This is a genomic window from bacterium (assembly GCA_018812485.1).
GTDB lineage: Bacteria > JAHJDO01 > JAHJDO01 > JAHJDO01 > JAHJDO01 > JAHJDO01.
In genome coordinates, this window is sequence record JAHJDO010000017.1 from 13,419 (window position 1) to 36,242 (window position 22,824).

At 36.0% G+C, this 22,824-nt stretch carries 16 protein-coding genes; 3 read left to right on the forward strand and 13 right to left on the reverse strand.

The annotated features are described in order from the left end of the window. Positions 1-19: 19 nt before the first annotated feature. From KKC91_01245 to KKC91_01305, 13 genes are all read right to left on the reverse strand, one after another. Positions 20-355: a hypothetical protein gene (locus KKC91_01245; protein ID MBU0477183.1), complete on the reverse strand. Its 336-nt coding sequence runs from the start codon at positions 353-355 to the stop codon at positions 20-22. Beyond that, the gene (locus KKC91_01250) at positions 330-1,127 is read right to left on the reverse strand and encodes an amidohydrolase family protein (protein ID MBU0477184.1); all 798 of its coding nucleotides are present in this window, start codon (positions 1,125-1,127) and stop codon (positions 330-332) included. Before KKC91_01250 ends, KKC91_01245 begins: the two co-directional genes overlap by 26 nt. Continuing rightward, positions 1,127-1,924 (reverse strand): hypothetical protein, encoded by a 798-nt coding sequence (locus KKC91_01255; GenBank protein ID MBU0477185.1) that lies wholly within the window; start codon positions 1,922-1,924, stop codon positions 1,127-1,129. Before KKC91_01255 ends, KKC91_01250 begins: the two co-directional genes overlap by 1 nt. Positions 1,925-2,062: 138 nt before the next feature. Then, the gene (locus KKC91_01260; protein MBU0477186.1) at positions 2,063-4,432 is read right to left on the reverse strand and encodes a family 78 glycoside hydrolase catalytic domain; all 2,370 of its coding nucleotides are present in this window, start codon (positions 4,430-4,432) and stop codon (positions 2,063-2,065) included. A gap of 15 nt (positions 4,433-4,447) precedes the next feature. Next, entirely contained in the window at positions 4,448-6,064 is a 1,617-nt protein-coding gene (locus KKC91_01265) for an amidohydrolase family protein (GenBank protein MBU0477187.1), read from the reverse strand. Between the two features lie 6 nt (positions 6,065-6,070). Next, positions 6,071-7,687 (reverse strand): CocE/NonD family hydrolase, encoded by a 1,617-nt coding sequence (locus tag KKC91_01270; GenBank protein MBU0477188.1) that lies wholly within the window; start codon positions 7,685-7,687, stop codon positions 6,071-6,073. A 29-nt stretch (positions 7,688-7,716) separates the two neighbouring features. Beyond that, positions 7,717-9,846, reverse strand: coding sequence for a beta-galactosidase (locus tag KKC91_01275; GenBank protein MBU0477189.1), 2,130 nt, complete (start codon positions 9,844-9,846; stop codon positions 7,717-7,719). Between the two features lie 17 nt (positions 9,847-9,863). After that, positions 9,864-13,565 carry a LamG domain-containing protein gene (locus KKC91_01280; protein MBU0477190.1) on the reverse strand — a complete coding sequence of 1,234 codons (3,702 nt, stop codon included), beginning with the start codon at positions 13,563-13,565 and terminating at the stop codon, positions 9,864-9,866. Positions 13,566-13,590: 25 nt separating this feature from the next. Beyond that, a complete protein-coding gene (locus KKC91_01285; GenBank protein MBU0477191.1) occupies positions 13,591-14,160 on the reverse strand; it encodes a prepilin-type N-terminal cleavage/methylation domain-containing protein in 570 nt (189 codons plus the stop codon). 7 nt (positions 14,161-14,167) lie between these two features. Then, positions 14,168-15,157 carry a sugar phosphate isomerase/epimerase gene (locus KKC91_01290; protein MBU0477192.1) on the reverse strand — a complete coding sequence of 330 codons (990 nt, stop codon included), beginning with the start codon at positions 15,155-15,157 and terminating at the stop codon, positions 14,168-14,170. A 17-nt stretch (positions 15,158-15,174) separates the two neighbouring features. Continuing rightward, positions 15,175-15,948, reverse strand: a complete 774-nt coding sequence (locus KKC91_01295; GenBank protein ID MBU0477193.1) for an SDR family oxidoreductase — start codon at positions 15,946-15,948, stop codon at positions 15,175-15,177. 3 nt (positions 15,949-15,951) lie between these two features. After that, positions 15,952-16,728, reverse strand: coding sequence for a DeoR/GlpR family DNA-binding transcription regulator (locus KKC91_01300; GenBank protein MBU0477194.1), 777 nt, complete (start codon positions 16,726-16,728; stop codon positions 15,952-15,954). Between the two features lie 5 nt (positions 16,729-16,733). Continuing rightward, positions 16,734-18,071 carry an aminotransferase class III-fold pyridoxal phosphate-dependent enzyme gene (locus KKC91_01305; GenBank protein MBU0477195.1) on the reverse strand — a complete coding sequence of 446 codons (1,338 nt, stop codon included), beginning with the start codon at positions 18,069-18,071 and terminating at the stop codon, positions 16,734-16,736. Between the two features lie 242 nt (positions 18,072-18,313). On the opposite strand from KKC91_01305, the gene xylB reads away from it, so the two are divergent. The 3 genes from xylB (at position 18,314) to KKC91_01320 (ending at position 22,719) form a co-directional block, all read left to right on the forward strand. Then, complete coding sequence (xylB, locus tag KKC91_01310; protein ID MBU0477196.1) at positions 18,314-19,813, forward strand: xylulokinase; 1,500 nt, start codon at positions 18,314-18,316, stop codon at positions 19,811-19,813. 19 nt (positions 19,814-19,832) lie between these two features. Then, the gene (locus tag KKC91_01315) at positions 19,833-20,819 is read left to right on the forward strand and encodes a PocR ligand-binding domain-containing protein (GenBank protein ID MBU0477197.1); all 987 of its coding nucleotides are present in this window, start codon (positions 19,833-19,835) and stop codon (positions 20,817-20,819) included. A 154-nt stretch (positions 20,820-20,973) separates the two neighbouring features. After that, positions 20,974-22,719 (forward strand): hypothetical protein, encoded by a 1,746-nt coding sequence (locus tag KKC91_01320; protein MBU0477198.1) that lies wholly within the window; start codon positions 20,974-20,976, stop codon positions 22,717-22,719. Positions 22,720-22,824: the final 105 nt, after the last annotated feature.

Here is a 22,824-nt window from a genome sequence, read left to right on the forward strand (position 1 = left end):
TTTTTCTCTCCGTTATATTTTATCTATATAGCGGTTTAATATGAGATGATTCTTCATTACAAGTTGTATAATCATGCGTGTAACTGCCTTCAGATTTTGCGCTGTGACCATAACCACAAAGCATATCATCAACAATGACAAATATAGTAATCTTCCGTTTGTCTTTGACATCAGATAACGCTTTGATTAAATCTTCACGTCCCTTTTCTTCATTATAATTAAATCGTCCACACATTACTTTCTCTTCTGAAAGTATCTTATGCATTTTAATGAAATCCGACAGATCATCCAACCTGGGATAACGAAAAACAACCTGCTTGCCCTTTGCTTCAAATCCCTTCAAAATCTGACACATCCTTCTTCTCTCCTTTCCATAGATTGACAGCATTTAGCCCTAAAATCTTTTCTTTATCCTTATCGGTTATTTTGGCTTGAAAAATACGACCCAAGTTTGCTCTCGGATCAATCCAGGTAAGGTCTGAGCCAAAGAGTATCTTTTTACTTCCAACCTCTTTTACCAAGTGTTCAATTAATCCAAAAGAGAAACTGTCTCCGGCCAAATCGAGATAAACATTCTTGTATTTCTTAGCCAATGTTATCGCCTGAAGATGACCGTGATAGCGACCACCGCTATGCGCTAAAATAAGCCTTAATTTTGGATATTTATCTAAAACCTGACTAAAGAGATGAGGCTGGGAAAAAGATTGTCTGGGATTATTTACATCTCTTTCCCAGCTATGAGTTAAAACCGGTAGAGAAAAATTTTCTGCATACTTCCAGAGAGGGACATATTCATCTACATGGGGAAAAGATTGATGAAATGCTGGATGTATCTTAATCCCTATAAATCTTTTATCATCCCTGTGCTTTTTCATCCAGTACAGGCTTTCTTTAATCAGATTGGGATTATAAACAAAATATCCGTATATCCGTTTTTTCCCTTCGTCGAACGCCTTAAGCGTCTCTTTGTAGCCGTAACCAAATTCTCCTCCCAGACAGGCCAGATGGCTTGAACAAATTTTATCAATGCCGAGCTTATCCATAATATAAAGTATTTTTTTTATACTTACATCTGGATAATAAAAATTGGCATCTTTACCTAGATGAGTATGGACATCTATAATCATTATCTTTTAATCCCGTTAATAAGGCTCTCTAAATTTACATGTGCTATCTTTTTTTTATCTTCCCATGAAAACTCACCTTCAGCTACCATCATCATGGATATATCTGGATCATTTAAGGGGAAATTAGTCCCAAAAATTAGTCGCTCAGCCCCAAAACGTTTTACAACGTCATCAAGACCGAGATAAGAAATAAGATTGTGAGTTCCAAGATGCAAATTTTTAAATTTAGCTAAGAGGGGAAAATAATTGCGCGCTTCAAGAAACTCATGATGCCCAATTCCCTCAGCTATGATAGGTAATTCTGAATATCTGTGACATGTCTCATAAATTCCTTGCCAGCCGACCTGTCCTATCCATAAAAAGAGAGGAATTCGCCTTGCCTCTAATTCTTTAAGGATTGGGGCAAGCAACCAATCTTTAAAAAGATAACGGTTTGATTTTGGAAGAAGTCTGACGCTTACCATCCCCTTAGATAAAGCCTTATCTAAATAGTCTTTTTTTATCTCCCCACAACCAGGTGGAGGCAAAATAAAACTCGCCTGAAGAGATTTTTGTCCTTTAAGTTTCTTAAGAAGGATTTCGTTGCCTATTATAGGATTATAAGTAGTAGTCATAATATGACTAACGATACCTTTTTTGATACCATAATAGTCCATCTCTTTAACTAGTTCCGCTATTCTATCTACGCGTTGGAAACGCCCTTCAGGAGAAGTCCCTAACCAAAGACTACTATCATAGAATTGGAGCTTCTTAATCTTTTCTCGATATTTTTTTACTAATCCCTTGATATTTGCCATAGTGGCTGATTTATCTCCTCTAAGTCCTGAACTCACCAAACAATTTAAGACGAGCGTCCTTCGAAGATTTTAAAATTACACTTTTCATAACTATTAAAACTCTCCCTCGTGCCTGAAAATATTTAAGAGTTGGAATGTTTAATTGCATCTTAAACGAGTAATACCTGTTCCTGCTATTTTCTTTGGACAACCCTTAATATCAATTTCTGCTTTCAGTCCTTTTGGGACGGTAAGTTTAATATCTATATACTTATTCTTTCTTTTCCACTCTACCTCAATGAGACCTGAAGGGGTAGGAACTTTCCCTTTTACATAATTAAGATTTAAGAACTTCGGAGAAAATTGGAATTTCCTCCAACCAGCTGATATGGGATGTACTCCGAGAACATGTTTTGATAAAAAATATGTTGGATGTGCTGACCATCCATGACAGCATGACCAGAGAACATCATTCCCTGCATTCCAGTTTTCCCACCATGTTGTTGCGTCTTTCCTTAACATATCTCCCCATTTTCCCTTAATACAATCCACAACCTCTCTTTCTCTGCCGATTTTCATAAGCGCCCAGATAATATAGAAATAAAAATATGGAGATGCTGTCATTATTTGTGTTTTAGGATTATAAATACCTTCCAAAATCGCTTTTTTAACTTCCTCTGTATACTTTAATCCGCTAAGAACAGCCAATGAATTTGAGTGCTGGCTGATTTGGTCTATTTGTTTGTTACTATCAGAATCAAACGCTTCTATCCAGAGATTTTTATCCTTTGACCAGAAGTGCTTTTCTATCGCTTTTTTAAGCTTAAGGTACTGCTGAGAAAGGTTTTTAGAATCTTTCCCTATTATCTTGAATATTTTTATAGCTGTTTCCAATGCTAACAGATAAAGCATATTAAAGGTTGCAGATAAATGTTTCTTATCCAGTTTTGCCCAGTCTAAGAATAGCCAGTACCTTGGAGTAGGACCTAGTAAATATTTTTTGCCAGCATGTTTCTGAAAAAAATCGAGGATTCTAAGCATAACAGGATAGCACTCTTTCAATAATGATTTATCCCCTGTAAATAAATAGTAATTATGAATGCTGATAAACCAGATAAGATTATAATCAGGATTAATACAGCGGTACCTATCCGAAGGTGCTATTCCAAATAATAGTCCTTCAAAAGTTTGAGATTGAGCAAACTGTTTTAGCCCTCTTCTAATTAGATATGGATCCCCGAAAGTATAATAATTAACAAGACTCTGTATCATCATATCGCTCAGCCATTGAGTTTGTTCACGCCATGGACAATCAACATAAGCATCAGACATGCATTTTCTAACTGTATATTTCCCCACATCCCATATCTTATTAAGCAGTTTATCAGAACATTCAAAATCACCAATTTCTGAAACCGGATATTCAATAGAATTCAAGCCGATATATTCAATCTCTACAGGTCTTCTAACACATCTTGCTACTAATAATAGATACCTTAATCCTCTGAACGAGAAAGTTTCAAACTCCTGTATACCCTTTTTTGTAATATATCTATCCATAAAAGCTACCTTACTGCCCTTGTTTGGAGGATGTATTAAGGGCTTACTATCCTCTATCTTCTCTGCATATACAAAATCAAATATTTCGCCACCATCTGCCTTATTTATTTTTAATTGCAGGCATCCTGACACTTCCTTTCCAAAATCTATTAACATACTGCTAAACTTATTCTCCTCATTTGGCAATATTGTTGTTACAGTTTTATTCGGTTTAAGAACATTCTCCTGATTTTTAAATAATATCTTCTGCGTTTTGTGCAGCTTCTCTTCATACAGCACATCAGAAAGTTTAGAGCTGTCTAGATAATCCTTATGATTTTTCCCAATATATTGAGCTACAATTTGTTTTGCATTTACTGTGCATTCCCTAAGCATGGGAATCCCTCTTTCCTCCATTGATTCCCATGGCAGAGTATAAATAGGACCAACAATTGTTGCATTTTCCCAGTTGTCATCATTAAAATTTGCTTTATTCCAGCTTATCTCTTCCAGTCTTGAGTCAAAAACTTCCTGAAAGCCTGTTTGAACTGAGGTTCTCTTGGTATTTCTCTTATATGCATTAACATCTTTAACCTTCCAGCTGGAATCAGTGTCAATATTGATGCAACTTCCATTTTTAAGTAAAATATCCCCATCCACTATAAAACCAGCTCTCCATCTATGAATATAGCTAAATGTAGATTCTCCATATTGATGAACCATAATAGCCATAACATTCTTGCCGATTTTCAAATATGGCAGGATATTCACAGTATCAAATGACTGTTTCCATGGATAGCATCTGGCAGGACCTCTCGATACATATCTGCCATTGATCCACAGCTTATACCTTGAATCCGCTGATACTCTAATAACAATTTTTTCTACATTAGTTGGAATATTGAACTGCTTACGGCCATATAAATACTTATTTCTAATATCATAAGCTTCATTAGCCCATACCCATTTTGCAGACCATTCCTTTTGCATAATGTATTCTTTTACCTAAATTTTAAATAGTTTAGCGGCATTTAAGCCCAGGATTTTTCTTTTATCTTCGTTACTAATTTTTGAATAGACTATAACACCTAAAGCTAAATTAAAGTCAATGAATGTACAATCTGATCCAAAAAGTATTCGATCTGGCCCAATTTGATCCACAGCATATTCCAACAGATTTTCATTCTTAAACCCCAAACCTGAAGTATCTAAATATATATTTTTTCTTTTTTTGGCAATTGGGATACTTTTTTTTACTCCTTCAACATTATTACCAGAATGCCCCAGGATAATCGGAACATTAGGATATTTCCCCGCTATATCATCAAATTGCTCCGGGTCACTATAAGGTTCACCAAGTGTTGTATGGGAAAGGATTACTGTCCGTCTTTTGTCAGCTATTTCCCACATTGGTTTCAATCTAGCATCATATGCATAAAATTTATCTACCCTGGGATGTATTTTTATCCCTTTCATCTTTAAAACCTCGATATAATAATGTAAAACTTCAACAATATTTCCTGCAAAATTAGGATCTATTCTACAAAAACCAATAATTTTATCTGGATATTTTTTTACAAGATCAGCAATTATATTATTCCCTTTTCTATAATCTCCTCCCCTGAAAAAATTAATACATAATCTACTAATTCCAACAGTATCTATTAATTCAAACACACTTTTTACATCCGATTTTGGAGCATAATGAGTTCCGTATTCACCTAAATGAAAGTGACAGTCAATAATCAAACTATTTGATAGAGATTCATTAAAACGTTTTTTAATTGATGTAACTTTTTTGCCTTTTATATGACTACTTGAAAACTTAATTTTTACATTATTTATTATTCGTTTTAAATTATTACCAGCTATTAATGCTTTTTCTCTTAAAGTAATATTTGCATTGTTTATAATCATTATTGATGCAGGGTGTATGCTGGAAACATTCAATCCATGCTGCATTGTGCCAAACAAAAGACGCTCCGCTCCAAAATACTCACACATTTCTTCTACTGCGTTTTGAGTTCCTTCATTCCCAATAGCAACATAGATATTTTTGAATTTGGAAAGCAAATTGTATATATCCCTTAAATAACCAAATGGAGGCATTAGAATAAATGGTGTATTTTTAAACTTTTTACAGATTTGGGGTAATTCCTGGTGCTCAGGAAGTATTACAGGGATATTATATTTATCAAGTATGGAAAAGGTTTCATAGCATGAAGATAACTGAAACTTCTGTAAATGAGGAAATAATCTTACTGCTCTAATATTATTATTTTTTATTTCTCTTATTAATTCTTCTGGATGTGGCACTTCACATGTTTCATGCGGCAGGAGAACCCAGCATCCAAATAATCTATCAGGATATTTTTTTATTTCTTCACAAAGTTCTTTATTCCCTTTTGAAGGAGAGTAAAAGATTGCATCACGATGATATACAAGAGCTTTGTCTATACCATAAGAATCCATTTCCTTAATCAGCTCTGAAGTATTTTTACAATGATGTAGCTCGCCTGTTTCTGGTGACAGTACAGGGATTCCAATTATGCCGTTAATATCAAAGAAACTTATTGATTCTTGTATCTTGCTGTTATCTTTACTTATTTTGTAGTTACTCATTATTCTTTACCTTGGAATTACAGGCAGTAAAATATGAGAAGGGTGCTTTTTATCATGATAAACTTTTTGCAGTGCTCTAGTAAAATGTACACCCAGCTCATTGTTTTCACCTGTATTGAGATTTCTGTCAAAACGGGGAAAATTACTGCTAGAGATATCCATGTTGATCCGATGTTCCTTCTTAAATAAATAGCTTGTAGCCCAAAGATCAATCTCAAACTTGTAAATCTTTCCCGGCTTCAGGAGACTTTCTTTCTCAAACGATTCTCTAAATTTTGCTCTAACAATTCCATCCTGTATGATAATAGATCGGCCATCGGGATATACATCAGTCAATTTTGCAGTAAAATCTGTATCCCTGACACTGGATGAAGCATAGAGAACAACTTTTATGTAACCTGTAATCTCTATCTCCTTCTTAAGAGCTTCTGTCTTGTATACAAGCACATCCTCTCTCTTTTCGAGCTGACTCTGGTCAAATGGCCCTCTGGAAATGCCTGCAAGAGGACTGGGTCCGGAGTTGCATCCTCCTATTGTAGGCACTGGATTAGAGGGATTATATGCAAAATTATCAAATGGTTCATCTTCTGGAATAGTTGTGGATAGATAACCTTTGCTGTGAAGATAGAACGGTGTATATTCTGTTCTTGATAGAGGCCACTCTTTTTCTTCTCTCCAGACGTTTTCTCCCATAATGAAAATTCTAACAGGATCTTCTTCCAAACTTCCATTTTTTAACCAGCGATTCATCCATCTTATGACTTCTACATTCTCCACTTCATAGACAGTTTCAACTTGTGGAACAAGATTTTTATCTCCTTCTAATCCTGTACTACTATGATCCCAAGGACCTATAATTAATCTATGCTGCAGCTTTTTTTGCTTTGAAATCCATGAGTAATAATCCAGAACATCAGGTGTTATATGATCATACCATCCGGTTATACAAAGATTAGCTGCTTTTATATTTTTTGATTTGATTATATTCAAGAAATCCATCCGTTTGCATAGATAGTTATTAATACAATCTTTATAAAAAGTTGTATCTATTCCGGTTTTATCTAAGATAGAAATTACAGGAAGCTTCTTTAACAATTTATTCCAATCAAACTCTCTAAGAGGATTGAGTTTTATTCCAGCTGTATATGTTGCCCACAAAACAACCTGCAAGAACTGGAGTGTTCCTCCTGTGTGATTAGTAGAAGGTATGAGAGGATATGGAGCTGCATCCGGACACATAGCTAGAAGATGAGGATTTCCTGTAAGACCACAGGCAATTTGAGTATATCCTGGATATGATCTCCCAAATGTACCAACCTTTCCATTAGACCAGGGCTGTTTTATAATCCAGTTTATCGTATCTTCACCATCTCTTATTTCGTTATCATATGGTTTCCATGTCCCTTCTGAACCAAATTTTCCCCTTGAATTCTGATAAATAACAGCATATTCATGCTCTGCAAAATATGTACACTGTTCTTTATTATTAAACCCTGAAGAACCATAAGGAGTACGGCAAAGAAGTGCAGGAAATTTCTGATTGGTTTCAGGACGATATATAATAGTTTTCAGTTGTACTCCATCTCTCATTGGGATCATTGTTTCAAATGTATTTATATTCATAACTAATTTTTGTTACTTAAATTACATTTTTATTTATAAAGTTTGAATATCTTTGTCTCATAACCATTAAGCTTTACAGATTTATTTATCCAGTTTTTCCTATCATTGGATAACGTGTCCCATGCAGTTTTGTAAGAATTTTTCTGCTCTAACGAGACACAAATCTTTCGTGAAGTGTTATTAAATAAGAAGAGTATGTCCTCTTTTTTCTGCCCTCTTAGCATTCTAAAACATACTCCATCAGGTACATTTAATAAAGGTTTTGAAATATTCGTAATATCTAATATTCTGTTAAAAACTTTGTGGATAAGATCCTTTTCCAAACCTGAAGATAAACTTCCTTCTTCATCGTCTGCCAACCTCACAGCTGGAGAATATGATAATCCAAGATTAATTCCACACATTATGGCTTTGCCTTTGCCATGTTTATTAATTGTTATGGCAGGAGATTTATCATCAAATGAGGCTATGATTTTACATCCAGAATGATTATATTTTTCAACAAAATGACTGTTCCCAATTTGGTATTTTTTACCATTCATAATAACAGATACCTTTCTTTCAGGACTTAACCTAAATACATCTTTATTACTCACTCCGAATATTTCATCAAATCCTCTCCCAGGAATATTTTTCTCATCCAGCCAGAAGTTTTGATCAAATGCACAGAGGAATGGATCAGAAAAGACAGTGCCGCCTTTATAAATATAATCTTTCAGGACTTCTACTATTTTATTGTCCAGAGCAACAGGAAATGGAAGAACTATTAGTTTGTATTTATATAGATCTTCTTTGTTACAATGTAATTCATGGATAATATCGCATGGAACATTCATCTCCCAGAATAAGTTGTAATACCCTAATAGGCATTGATAAGGAATTGTTGTCGTATTATTATTTTTACACCAATAGACTGCGTATGAGCGTGGACTGAACAGGATTGCAACCTCAGACTCAGGAACTTTACAGTTTAGAAACAAATCTTCATTTTCTTTTAAGATTTTAGCGATTTTCATAAATTCTCTGCCGCTTTCGTTTGGCTTTGAACCGTCAATAGATACCATCCCAAGGGAATTGGCTTCAGTACCATGTCTTTCTTTCCTGTACTGCCAGTAAAGCACTCCTTTTGCCCCATGTGCAATACTGAGCCATGTCCACATAGCGAATTGCTTCTCGGATATTTCCCCTCTGGGATTTATTCCTGTACCTAGTTGACCACAACCCAGTTCAGACTGCCAGACTTCTTTGTTTCTTCCAGCATTTCTCGTAGCATCCACTGCTAATGAAACTCCCACTGTATCTGAATATTGACTTGGGAATCCACTGCATCCCCATTTATCCATAATATGCGCATTATCCCAGTCATCAAAAGCCATTGCTGGAAGAACATTATTCTGCACCTGGCTCCCGCCATATGAGTGTCCAATTACGGGTTTATTACTCAGTTTCTTTATAGTATTTATTCGCCTTTTAAGCTCAGCAATCAAATTATCTTTTGTAAAGGTTCTCCAATCAATCCAGTCTGTATAGCTCATCTTCCATGTTGGTGGAAATACCTGGTCAAAACCGATGAATCGCCTTCCCCATGTCTTATTTAGAACTGATATAGAGGTATACTTCTCTTTCAGCCATTTTCTGAATGCGTTTTTTGTCGCTTCACAATAGCAGTATTCTTCATTATTTAAATGGTCAAAAAAAACATGGGGTTCATTCATTGGCTCCCAGAAAGAAAGTGATTCTCTATCCTTAACGTGCGAGACAACTCTCTTTATAAAATTCAAAGTTATATCCTGAACCTCTTTATTATCATAACAAAGTCCAGGCCATCCACCTGACGGAGTATTATTTCTGGGAGAAGGTAAAAATGAAATTCCTTTTGCATTAACATAATAATACTGGGGATATTTACAAATTGCCCATTCAGGAGCGGCATGAAGGTGAAATAGACATCCTATTTTAATATCATACCTATCTCCCAAATCAAATATCTTATCGAGATAATCATAGTCAATAACACCTTCTCTAATTTCCAGTCTGTTCCAGAGCAGCCATACACGAATGGTATTCACTCCCATTTTCTTCATATTCTTGAAATCTTTCTCCCATTGGTCCATTCTGGGAGTTTCACCTCTTAGATACTGTACGCCATATACGAACATACAATTATTCTCCTTCATTATTTTTCTCTAATCCAGAATATTTTCCATTCATAAGAAGGAATATCCAGAACGATTTTATTTTTGTTAATAGAAATATTATCCGAGCTTAACGAATCATTGGCTGCTACAACAGCTTTTGTCAATCCCAGCTTATGCAAATCAAATACTAATTCAACCTTGGACTTCGTCTGGGTTAAGTTGGATACTATCACAAGAACGCCATTGTTGGGATGCTGATAAAGACTTGCATAGCAGCTTGAAGGAGTCACCTTTACAAAATCTTGGTTTTTCCAGTATGGTAAGAATTTTGCTTTATTACAGCCAAAAGCGTCTCTTATTTTCCAGATTCCAGACAAAATTTCTAAATCCTTCTCTTTTTCAGGGCGAACCGGTACATCGTGAAGCAACGTCACGGCCAGTGATGCATTATAGTTCTTAAGACAGTAGTAAAGAAAGTCTGCCGGCACTCCAAGGTTATGCCCCATAAATTGTGTTCGGAATGTATCTAGAGGTATGCTATCAAGAAAGTTTTCTTTAGGACGAAGCTGTTCGCCTTCCCAATAAGTTGTGGAAAAGGCGATTGCAGAACTATTCATGCAATTTCCCGAATGCGCATCCACAATGCCGTCGGGTTTACGTTCCTTAACGATAGTATACAAACGTTTCATCAATTGCCGCGTCGCAAATATAGGATAAGTAGATTTATATGTCCCATCTGGTTTTCTATAGCCGCATCCATGAAGCGCATTGTTACATTTTATAGGCAAGATTGTGCCGTCCAAATAAATGCCGTCAACATCATATTTGTCTATTAAACGGCTGACACTATAAACAACAAAGTCCTGCCACGCGCTCTGCCTGCACGCATAATAGGTCATCTGTTTTTGCAAACCGGGAAGGGTGCTTATATAAAACGGTCTGGTAGGCCGAATTAACATATCATATTTGAAATTATTAAATTCTGGTGCAACTTCTGACAAAAGAAATCCCACAGCATAAGGAACAACTTTAAGATTATATTTATGGCACTCATTTACAAGTTTAGGAAACTTATTTTCGTGCCCTAAAGGAAGTACATAAGAGAACGCATCCCACCATCGCCATACTAAAAGGGCTTTTGCCCCCTTATCAGAATAAAATTTCAATGCAGGTTCACCTTGAATCTTTTTATTTATCCACGCATATTCATTTGCATAGGGAGGCTGCCTTACAATGCGGTCGTCCCAGGCACTTCTCTCCATAGGCCGAACAGGCGTTGCCTGCAATGCAAAAACATAGGTTAGCTTTTTCTTCTTTTCAAGGTGTATTGGTTTATCAATAAGTGTTATTCTAAGAAGGACTTCTTTATCACTTTTAAGGATTTGAATAGCTTTTTGCTCATCTTTAAGGAACCAATTTTTATCTGATTCAGCAAACCATGAAAGCCCTCTCTCCTCATCGCCGATCCAGATAATAGGTTTGAATGAAAAAGCAAAATTATCATTCAGACTGCCGGAATAAAAGCTAACATCATAGACCTTACTGACACCCGGCCAGGCGTAGAAATATTTAGCGTGATTTTTCTGAATAGGAAATTCTAATATCAACTCATCTATATTCACATCATCTATAGCTTCAATTTCCCAATCAATTTTCGTAAAACCATCATATTCTATATCTGTATTGATGTTAATATTCATCCCTCTTCCAATAAGGTTACGAGCAAAAATCGCTTTATTTGGTTTGCTTGAGAGCAATTCAAGCATATTGGAACGTAATGTTATTTCCTCCCCGTTCACTTTGCCGGTTAAGCGGACCGGACCTGTCAAAAGATCAGCTTGCGCACTTTTAATATTGTCCAGGAAAGGAGATGCTCCTATTGTGTATTGGCGCCCCCAGGGATGGATATCATATTCATCCTCTCGTTTTTCCACTTCTAAAGGCGTGTAGGGGGGCATTACTTTGTCCGTTATACCTATTTTATTATTAAACCAGCTGGGTTTTTCTATATAAGGAACTTTCTCAAAAACTGTTAAAATACAGTTCTTAGCACGGTCAAAAAAGTTAACCTCAAATCGATAATCACCGGGCTTTAACTGGCTGGCCTCCACCAAATCTGTTATCAACCATCGTTTTGAACCAGGCCTGGTTTCCCTGGTTAAAATAACTTTTTTATTAGCAACAACTTTTTTGTCATCACAGTTTATGACTTTAATTTGTATATCAGCGTCTTTTTCTATGTTCTCACAAAACATTTCGGCAAAAAATGCGTTTTTATGATAACTGAAACCTGTCTCTAATTTACATTTAGGCTGGACGGCTAGATCCTCTTTACCTGCGTGTTTCAAGATTTCCTGTGTCGAAAGGGCCTTATTATAAAGAAGAATTTCATCAATGTCGCCTTTGAAATACCCGTGTCCCCATCCGCCAATTTGAAATGGACCGCCGGATGTTTTTGTAATCAAAAAATCAATTTGTCTGTGTTCAATCAGTTTCCCATCTACGTATAAATAATATTTATTTGGAGATTCTATAACAACAGCAACATGCTTCCACGTTCCATCAAAATCTACCGATTCCGTGTCTTTAAAACATTGCCATGCGTCCCCATTTCCCCATTCAAAGTACAACAAATTGTTGTTACTAATTCTTAGATTATAATTTCTATGGATTACAAAGCCCTCCAAACTATCGCCGAAAATAAGCCAATGATGGGACTGCTTCTTATTTCGGATATCAGTTTTTATCCAGGCTTCAATAGTCAACTCCCCGTTAAGATTCAATGACGGAGGGGATCCTAAATCTACACAATCATCTGCTCCGTCAAATCGAAGAGCATAACCTCGCGGTGAATTAACGTATGCAGCACCATAAATCTTGCCACTATTCCCATTTCCGCTCACGTCTTTAAGAACAGTACCCCTTCCCTCATTAAATGTATAATGGGCTATCAGCCCTTTTTCTCCTTTCGCTGTTTTAACCTGCACTAGATTTTCTGTATTTACCGGGCTTGATTCTATAAGAGGCACTTCTGTTTTTTTTTTAGCTTTCACCAACGAAGGCATCTGATAATTCGGGACTAATCTTATGTTGTCTATGTAAAAATCTCCTTGAAAAGTACTTATAGTCGCAAATCTAATTGTAGCTATAAAATCTATTGTATTTATAAACTCAGCATTCTCAATAGAAGCTACGGTATTTTCCTTTTCATCAACTACCCACAACGAGTAATTACTATTCGTTATATCGCCATTTAATTTAACCGTGTACCATTTATTGGCATCAAATTTACCTATTTTTACTTGGCGTTGCTCGCCTTTACCTGTCACGCAGACAAAACCGTTGTAAAACATTATTCCTAATGCTTGTTCCTTATCTTCCATAAGATGACAATATAAATAATTGCCGCTTGCTTTTCCAATCGGGTAGATTTGATATTCCAAATAAAATTTATCCCTAATGGGTTGATCCAGCTTTCTAGTAATACCTGCAGCGTATTGCTTACTGGTATCCTTCAAACGAATACTCTTATCAGATGAATTTCTGAATTCTTCTATTGATGCACATGCATCTTCTCCCATTTGGTTTGCCTTCCATGAAGGTATTTCCAGCGCCGGGCCTGTCGGTATCTGGTCAAAGGATTCCTCGATCTTTTCCGCAAAAATCGGTCCACACACTAAACATACATACAAAAGCCCGCAAAAAAATACTTTTAGTCCTCCTTTTTGATAATTATTCATTGGCTAATCCTCCTTTCTTTTTTTGTTAATAATTTGAGCCATAGATATCATTACATACCTTAGCCCACGAAACATGTCCGTCCAGCCACAAAATATTTCCTCCGTCGTTATGTATAGTTCTAAGTCTATTTGCATTAGGCCATGTTTGAATAACTGTAGAATCAAGCATATACATCGTTTCTGATGGATTTGCCTTTCCATAAGATTTTATATTTTTCCCATTATTATTGAGTGTCATCCCATAAATATAAACATCGTCTCCACCAACTGGGCAGAAATAGGGTGAACTAGTATCATTCCAATCGTCAAGGGCTACTCCAATGTATTGCTGATTCAGTTGGTGACGCCAGTCTATTACACCATTATTCTGCACAGGAAAAAAACCATCATGGTTGTCAAAGTAGATCATACTGGCTATCCCAAGTTGCCTGAGGTGGCTGATGCAGACTGTTCTTTTTGCTAATGCCCTTGCTTCCTGTAATCCTGGTAGCAGCATAGATGCAAGCAGAGCAATGATGGCTATTACAACAAGAAGTTCTATTAACGTGAAAGAGCTCCTGCTTCCCCAAATCCTTCTTATTTTATCTATTAACATATTTTTTTCACCCCCTTTCGCTCTTCTTTAACATTTTCTCACGGAGGTATCTTATCATATCTGTGGAGTTATTTTTAGCCTGTATTTTACTTATTTTACTCTCATCAAGCTCATCAACCATATTCATCAACAATTTCAGGTTTTCTATGCTCTCTTTTATTGCTGAGATTCCATCTTCTCTGTATGGGAAAATATCCAGACTGTACCAACCATTGTAATTAATTTTTTTAAGCCAATATAATAGTTCTAATGTCTCCCAGAAATGCACGCTACCAACAATCAGGTCATCATCCCAGTAACGAAAATTATCATTGAAATGAATATGAAACAATCTGTTTTGCCTTGCTAATATAACTGCTGATTCTGCAGGATTTTCATAAGCCATTAATGCATGACCTACATCAATCATAACCCCAACATTTTCCAGATTAACTTCATTAACTATTGCAAGTGCCTTTCCAACTGTTCCTATTTGAATATGAGTTCTTGGTTCTTTCAATTTGTATTCAATAGCTATTTTAACTTCCTTGTTGTACTCAGCTATTTCCTTTATTGCCTCTATTGTATTATCCCAGTGTTTCTTATAATCTGTTTGCATGACATAGTCAAAACCATCCTGACCAGGCCAGAGACTTATTTGACTACATCCCAGAGTTACTGCTGCGTCCATGCCTTCTTTTGAGATACGGATAGCTTCTTCTCTTATTTCCTTATTAATTGAACATAATGCCCCATATTTCCATTTCTCAGCTGCAAAAAATTCGATTTCAATATTTGATGTCTGTAATCCAACTTTATCCAGAATATTTTTCATCTTGTTTGCGTCTACAAAATCAGCAGGATAATCCAGCTCAACAGCCTTAACATCCGGAATTTCTTTTACTTTTTCTAATTTCTGCTCAAGACTTAGATTATCTATTCTGTAACCTTCAGGAACAAACCTATCTCCACATGGAAAAAATGGAACCAGTCCAACAGAAAAACCATCTTTTTTCATGACCTATCCTCCATACATTATTTACAGAATGTTCTTCCGCCATCTACAAAGAAAGATTGCCCGCAAATATAATCAGCCATATCTGATGCTAAAAAAGCAGTCAAATATGCTATGTCTTCCGGTTTTGCAAGCCTGCCTGTAGGGACTGTTTTTGCTTTTTCTTTTCTCTCTTCTTCGTCAGGATAGCGGGAACGAAAAAGATCCGTATCAACAAGCGAAGGATGAATGAGATTCGTTCTTATACCTTTAGAAGCAAGTTCTTTAGTCAAAGCTCTATTCAATCCTTCAAGAGCAGCCTTTGAGCTTGCATAGTGCGCACCACCTCCACCACCTGCAACTATTGCAGCAGAGCCTATCATAATAATCCTGCCTTTTTCTTTCTCTATCATATGCGGGATAACATTCTTGATATAATAAAATGTTCCATTGAGATTAATATCTATGATTCTCTTCCATTCATCCATCTTCATGCTTTCTATAGGTGCCACTGTAGTTGTTCCTGCACAAGTTATCAAAATGTCGATTTTCCCCATCTTCTCAATAATATGTTGCGTTATTTTCATGGATTGTTCTTCATCAGATACATCGGCATAAAAATGTTCTGACCAGACTGACATTTCTTTAATTTTATCAGCCAATTTATCAGCTGTTTTTATGTTTTTACCTTCTTCTATATGTGTAAAGAAAATATTTGCACCAGCCATTGCCAATATTTCACAAATAGATGCCCCAATTCCCCTGGATCCTCCTGTAATAAGCGCAACTTTCTCGGATAAATCCAAATTTAACATCCTTTATACCTCCGTTATTTTAACTTTAGATTTCCGGTATTTTTTAATCACATCTTTAGGGAGATTCCTATCAGTAATTATTTCATCAAACACAGTAACAGGCGCAATTCTAACAAATGATGTTTTTTCAAATTTAGAAGAATCTATTAAACCAATTTTTACTCTTGCACACGAGAGAACTGCCTTAGTAATTTCTGCCTCCAATAGATTTCCTCCTGAAATACCATACTTGAGATCAATTGCAGTAACTGTTAAAAATGCTTTATCTACCCTTACAGAATCGAATATTGACTTTGCATAAGGACCTACTAGAAAATTAGTCCGTGGCTGAAGGATGCCTCCACAGGAAATAATTTCAAGACCTAAATTGTAATTCAGGGATATATTACCCAATTCTGTTGCGATATTTGGTGAAGCTGTTATCACTTTCAAACCGCGTTTTCCTGAAAGCTGTCTTACCAATTCAAGGCATGTTGTCCCTGACTCTATGATAATAAAATCCCCATCATTAATTCTTTTGATGGCTTCTTTAGCAATTGCTCTCTTGGCGTCAATATTGACAGTTTTCTGTGACAGGTGTAAAGGTGAATCTACAATTGTTTCAATAGACATAGCTCCACCATGTACTTTTTTGAGAAGTCCAAGTTGAGTCAATCTATCTAAATCCCTTCTAACTGTTATAACAGATATATTGAATTTCTTCCCAATTTCTTCAACAGTCACATTTTCTCTATTATTTACAAGCTCTAAAATCTTATTCCTTCTTTCTTCAGGTATCATATCTATCACCCTCGCAATACTGTTTTTATTGAATCATAAAATATACTTATAACCTCATCTGCCTCTTCTTTGTCAATTATCAAAGGAGGTTTTATTTTTAAAACATTTTTTCTTACTCCACCCAGCCCAAAAATCACTCCTCTCTTTAAACCTTCTTTTCTTATATTTATAGTTTTTTCTTCAATTGGCACTTTAGAGACAGGGTCTTTCACAAATTCAATTCCAATATGTAACCCTGTTCCCCTTATGTCTCCAATTTCCGGGAATTCTTTCTGTATCTCTGAGACTCTTGAACATATGTAATTACCCATTTTATTTGTATTTTCTAAAATATGATTTTTCTGGATAATTTCTATTTGTTTCAAGGCTGCTACCTGCCCAATAGTTGTATTTGCAAAAGTATGGAGTTCTTCAGCTTTTGGTCCAAAGCTTTTTAAATCCTCACTAACTATAATAGCTGCTATTGGAAATCCTGATCCCAATCCTTTGCCTAAAGCAATAATATCAGGTGTAATACCATAGTAATCTGCTGCAAAAAACCTCCCTATTCTGCAGTATGTTTGAACCTCATCAAATATTAAAGGAACTTCAAATTCATCGCATATTTTTCTGATTTCTGCTAAGTATTTTCTAGGGCATGGTATTTGTCCAGCGCTTGCTTGAATTGGTTCTACAATCACCCCTGCTGCCGGTCCATTAATTCCCCGTTCTAAGGTTATTTTTAACATTTTTGCACACATCAAATTACATTTCTCCGGTTTTTGGTCAAAATAGCACCTGTAACAATAAGGATTGGGAACTCTTATAAAAGCATTTGTTAGGTTTAGGTAATTTGCACCTCCAGCAAAATCTCCTGAAGCTTTTGTCGAAATCCATGATGAACCCATTGTGCCTAATGTTGTGCCATGATATGCATCATAAAGACATATAAAATACCTTGATGCAGGTCTATTTGTATGAGCAATTTTCATCGCTGCTTCAATTGCTGGGCCTCCACCAACAGTAAATGAAACCTTGTTTAATTTACCAGGTGCAAGTTCCGAAAGTTTTTTTGCAAGAGCAAGTCTTGGCAAAGTACCAAAACCTTGATGAATGTGTGTTAAATAGTTATGTGCATGTTCCGAAACTGCATCTATTATCTCCTTATTGGAATACCCGAGATATAATGCCCAGCTTTGGGAAGTACAGTCTATGTAAGATTTACCATCAACATCTTCAACCCTTACACCTTTCCCCTTTAAAAGCACAGGGCCTGGAGTTCCTCCTCCTAACATGAGATGCTTTTGATAATCTTCTATCCCTCTTTTTTGTATTTCTAGATATTCACTTATTACTGAATCCATAATTACTCCTCATTTGCGATTTCTAAGTAAACTATAGAACTTTTTTGAACGCTTGTCAAGAGCTTTTTTGAATTATTATGAATTTTTTTGATAAATACCAGCTTTTTTTATCTGCATTTGGAGAAGTATTGCCAATAACCAGTAATTCTACCTATTTTCACAAAAAGTATATAGGTGTTGCCTTAATCCTTAATTATTTGATAAAATTACTCAATTTGGAAAAACAAGTAAAGGAGACAAATATGGAATATACTATTGGAATTGATATAGGCACGACAGGCGTAAAAACTCTTTTATGCAGTAATAAAGGAGAAATAATATCAAGTTCCCTTGCAGAATATTCTCTTTCTCATCCAAAGCCGGGCTGGGCAGAACAGGATCCTTGCGACTGGTGGAAGGCCACAGTAGAATCTATTAAATCTGTCATAAATGAGGCAGATATCAGCAAAGAAGATGTTAAATCAATAGGATTAACAGGGCAGATGCACGGTGCTGTTTTTCTGGACAGCGGCAACAATGTGTTAAGACCTGCGATACTCTGGTGTGACCAAAGAACAGCTGCTGAATGTGATGACATAAACAGAATTATTGGAAAAGAAAACCTGATAAATCTTGTCTCTAATCCTGCTCTCACCGGATTTACCGCCCCCAAGATCCTGTGGGTGAAAAAAAATGAGCCGCAGATTTACGAGAAAACAAAAAAAATTCTACTTCCAAAGGATTATATAAGATTCAGGCTAACCGGAGAATTTGCAGGTGATGTCTCAGATGCATCAGGAACCCTGCTTTTCGATGTAACGAACAGAATCTGGTCAACGACGATGCTGGAAAAACTGGATATCGATAAAAATTTTATGCCGCAGGTTGTTGAATCATCAGAAGTAACAGGCAGAATAACAAAAGATGTTTCTGAATTAACGGGCTTATTCAGCGAGACGATTGTTGTCGGTGGAGCAGGTGACCAGGCCGCAGGCGCAGTTGGATGCGGAATCGTAGAAGAAGGCATCATATCCTCAACCATAGGAACATCAGGTGTTGTTTTTGCGTACGCAGATAAAGTGAAGAACGACCCTTTGGGGAGACTTCATACATTTTGCCATGCAGTCCCGGGAAAATGGCATGTAATGGGAGTAATGCTTGCTGCGGGAGGTTCCTTTAAATGGCTCAGAGATACACTTGGTGAAAATTCATATCAGGTAATGACCGAACAAGCTTTAAAAGCTCCTGTTGGAAGCGAAGGGCTGATTTTTCTTCCTTATCTTATGGGAGAGAGAACACCTCATGCTGACCCGGATGCCAAGGCAGTGTTTTTTGGAATTTCCCCCAGACATACAAGGTCCCATATCATTCGTTCAGTAATGGAGGGAGTAAGTTTTGGATTAAGAGATTCCATGGAAATTATAAATGAACTGGGGATTCCTGTATCTGAAATCCGAGCTTCTGGAGGAGGAGCAAAAAGCAAGCTATGGAGACAGATCCAGGCAGACGTTAACAAAGAAGCTATTTATACAATAAATGTAGATGAAGGCCCGGCATTTGGTGCTGCTTTACTTGCTATGGTAGGTGCAAAAATTTATGCCTCTGTACCCGAAGCCTGCAGGCAGACCATAAAAACAATAGAAAAAACCGAACCCATAGTAGAAAATACGAAAATCTATGATGAATACTACAGACTCTACAAAAACCTATATAAGTCTCTGAAAGATAATTTTAAACAGTGCTCTAAATTAGTAATTCATTAAAAATTAGAAATTAATAATCATGGACCCTCAATCAATAGAAGCCATTTTAAGTAAAAAACTCCTATTAGAACTCCGAAGGTTGTTTTATAAAGCAACAGGTATGACGATATCCTTTATAATCGGCAAACGTGGAGGAGATGTGGATTTTTTCCCGAAATCAGAAAGAAGCCGGTTCTGTAAGATCATACATTCCACACAGAAAGGTAGAGCGCGGTGCGTCCTCTCAGATGCAGCAGCTATTAACACTGCCTTTCGGAGACGAAAACCTCATATCTATCAGTGCCACGCAGGGCTTACTGATATTGTTGTCCCCATAATAGTGAAAAACAAACTCATAGGAGCCCTTGCCTCAGGCCAGATGCTTATCAATAAGCCAACAGATAAAGATTTCCTTTTAATAAAAAAGAAAACTCTGGATTTAAAAATTGATCACAACAAACTTGAAGATGCGTATAAAAAGGTCGAATTTGTTTCACGCGGTAAACTGGACATAGTGGTAAACCTCATGTTTTTCATGGCTAATTTTATTGTAGAGAGGGAATCTGTAATTGCGCTTCAGGAAAAACTTATCAAACAGCAGAAAAAAATAGTAGAGGCAAATAAACAAAAAGAACAGTGGAAAAAAGAGCTTAGAAAGGCCATGCCTTTTATTGAAATAGAAAATGTCCCATCCCGGGAACATTCACGACATGAAAAGATTATCATAGAAGCCAAAAGATTTATTGAAACCAATTTTACAAAAAGCCTGAATCTCAAAGATGTCGCTGAAGCAGTTTATCTGAGTCCTAATTACTTCAGCAATCTATTCAAACACTATACAAACTATACCTTCCATGAATATCTGATGAAGATCCGTATTGAAAATGCGGAAAAGCTTCTCAGCAGATTAGACCTTAATGTATCACAGGTCTCAAATCTTGTAGGATATGATGACCCGAATCACTTCAGCAGAGTATTTGCAAAAATAACAGGCCATTCTCCCCAAAAATATCGTCAGAACTTCTGAAACCGTAAAATAATAAGAATCTCCAGAAAAAAGTAAGATAATCCATAGACAAAACTATGATCGTATTGCTAATATGTCACTAGATTGAAAAACTGAGAGAAATTAAATACATGAAAACAATGATTCAAACAGCAAAGAAATTTGGAGAGTATTAATGGCAGACTCAAATAAGTGCAAAGGGAACCTTGCAGTCTTAACAGTAATAGACAGTAGCAAGAAGGAATTTAGGTATGTTGAGCAAGGATTCTTTCTTGCTTTTCGGCATTTAGGAATACCTTACAGAATAATAGATTTATCAAAAGAAAATTTAACCCCGGGGGAAATCGCTGACTGCCGAGCTGTTGTTATTGCTCAGGAAGGAATAGGAGAAAAGTTTTCTTCGGCTGATGGAGACAGCATTAAAAAGTCCATAGAAGAGTCTGGTATAGGATTGATTAATTTTGATCATCGCCTGAATTCTTATCCTTCTGTCCTACGTAATGTACTTATCGGCACAGATAAAAACATTAAATTTACTACCTCAAAAGGACTAAGAATAAAAGATACCCATCACTTTATTACTGAAACATACGAAGAAAATCAGAAGGCAAAATTCTTCCAAAATATTGAAATGGCAATTCTGCCATCGTCTTTTGAGAAAGATAATCTTATTAGCTCATTAGAAAATTATCCTGTTCTAAATTTATCGCGTCTTGGCAAAGGAAGAGTTATCCAGTTTTTCATCTCTCCCAGGATGTGGCACTGTGAATATTTCGGACATTTGCACGGTTTTGATGGGCTTTTTTATAAGTCAATTATCTGGACTGCAAAGAAACCTTTTCTTGCAATGACAATGCCTCCGTTTGTTACAGCAAGAATAGATGACTGTTCCGGCTCAGGAAGTCATTACATAACAAATGGAAAAAGCGCAGCAGTGAATTTCAGATACATTGATGTTTTAAATAAATATGGCTATATTCCTAATATCGGTTTGTTTCTTGATGACATTACAGATAGTGACGGGAATATCATAAGGAAAAAACATGATAATAAACTTGCTGAATTTTCTCCACATGCATTTGGAGAGAGTAAGGATAGAAAAATTAAGAGTATGATATATATGAAACATAGCGGAGATGAATATACTAAAGAAGAACTCAAAAAGATTTTTAAAAAAGTAGATAGAAAATTTTCCTCGTGGGGAATAAGACCGTCAAAAGTGCTTAATGCTCATTACTGTGAAACGGGAATTAACTCCATTCCCTTCCTGAAGAAAAGGGAACAAAACTTTTTAATGGGAATTTCTGTTTTGTTTGGAAAACCATACAACGCTCCTCCTCCAGAAAATTGGAAACCCTATGAAATAAGAAGAAGCGACGGGAAATATGCTTTTATTGCTGACTATATGCCTGATTATCCGGAATTTTTCAACCTATCAAATACATTCCCTTATGAGGAGCGCATTGATTTTCTTCACGAGAATACAAAATTCGAAGGTGAAAACAAAAAGAATGATATAGACGAAGCAATAACAAAAGGGGTTGAAATAATAACAATAGGCTTAGACAGTTTGTTTTTTGGCTGTCTCCTGACACATGAACAGAGAATATCTGCTATGAGCATTGAAGAATGGGAACAAGTTCTGAAGGGTATAGACAAATTGACTTCAAAATATAAAAAGATATTTAAAGGATATGACTATATTGCTGAATACGCAAAGAGTAGATACGACACAAAAATAACAGAGGCAAATTATAATTCCACAACAGAGCAGATAATATTAAAACTAAAAGGTAAGTCTGCCCTGCCGTTAAAGGTTTCTGTTTATAATGATGAAAGCTATCAACATAAATTTAAAGAAATACCGGTATTTAGTGGAGAAGCACAGATTAAATTCGAAGCACGAAGCACGAAATACTAAACAATATCAAATGACTAAAATACAAATGTTTAAAACAATGTTTTTGAATTTTGAAAATTTGAATTTAAAATTTGTTTCGAGTTTTGGATTTAGAATTTTGGATTT

Excerpts from the sequence above, each read along its gene's own strand:
- KKC91_01295 (MBU0477193.1), bottom strand. The coding sequence starts at position 15,948 with ATGTTAAATTTGGATTTATCCGAGAAAGTTGCGCTTATTACAGGAGGA.
- KKC91_01305 (MBU0477195.1), bottom strand. The coding sequence starts at position 18,071 with ATGGATTCAGTAATAAGTGAATATCTAGAAATACAAAAAAGAGGGATA.
- KKC91_01265 (MBU0477187.1), bottom strand. The coding sequence starts at position 6,064 with ATGAGTAACTACAAAATAAGTAAAGATAACAGCAAGATACAAGAATCA.
- KKC91_01255 (MBU0477185.1), bottom strand. The coding sequence starts at position 1,924 with ATGGCAAATATCAAGGGATTAGTAAAAAAATATCGAGAAAAGATTAAG.
- KKC91_01320 (MBU0477198.1), top strand. The coding sequence starts at position 20,974 with ATGGCAGACTCAAATAAGTGCAAAGGGAACCTTGCAGTCTTAACAGTA.
- KKC91_01285 (MBU0477191.1), bottom strand. The coding sequence starts at position 14,160 with ATGTTAATAGATAAAATAAGAAGGATTTGGGGAAGCAGGAGCTCTTTC.
- KKC91_01245 (MBU0477183.1), bottom strand. The coding sequence starts at position 355 with ATGTGTCAGATTTTGAAGGGATTTGAAGCAAAGGGCAAGCAGGTTGTT.
- xylB (MBU0477196.1), top strand. The coding sequence starts at position 18,314 with ATGGAATATACTATTGGAATTGATATAGGCACGACAGGCGTAAAAACT.
- KKC91_01250 (MBU0477184.1), bottom strand. The coding sequence starts at position 1,127 with ATGATTATAGATGTCCATACTCATCTAGGTAAAGATGCCAATTTTTAT.
- KKC91_01300 (MBU0477194.1), bottom strand. The coding sequence starts at position 16,728 with ATGATACCTGAAGAAAGAAGGAATAAGATTTTAGAGCTTGTAAATAAT.
- KKC91_01260 (MBU0477186.1), bottom strand. The coding sequence starts at position 4,432 with ATGCAAAAGGAATGGTCTGCAAAATGGGTATGGGCTAATGAAGCTTAT.
- KKC91_01275 (MBU0477189.1), bottom strand. The coding sequence starts at position 9,846 with ATGTTCGTATATGGCGTACAGTATCTAAGAGGTGAAACTCCCAGAATG.
- KKC91_01315 (MBU0477197.1), top strand. The coding sequence starts at position 19,833 with ATGGACCCTCAATCAATAGAAGCCATTTTAAGTAAAAAACTCCTATTA.
- KKC91_01280 (MBU0477190.1), bottom strand. The coding sequence starts at position 13,565 with ATGAATAATTATCAAAAAGGAGGACTAAAAGTATTTTTTTGCGGGCTT.
- KKC91_01270 (MBU0477188.1), bottom strand. The coding sequence starts at position 7,687 with ATGAATATAAATACATTTGAAACAATGATCCCAATGAGAGATGGAGTA.
- KKC91_01290 (MBU0477192.1), bottom strand. The coding sequence starts at position 15,157 with ATGAAAAAAGATGGTTTTTCTGTTGGACTGGTTCCATTTTTTCCATGT.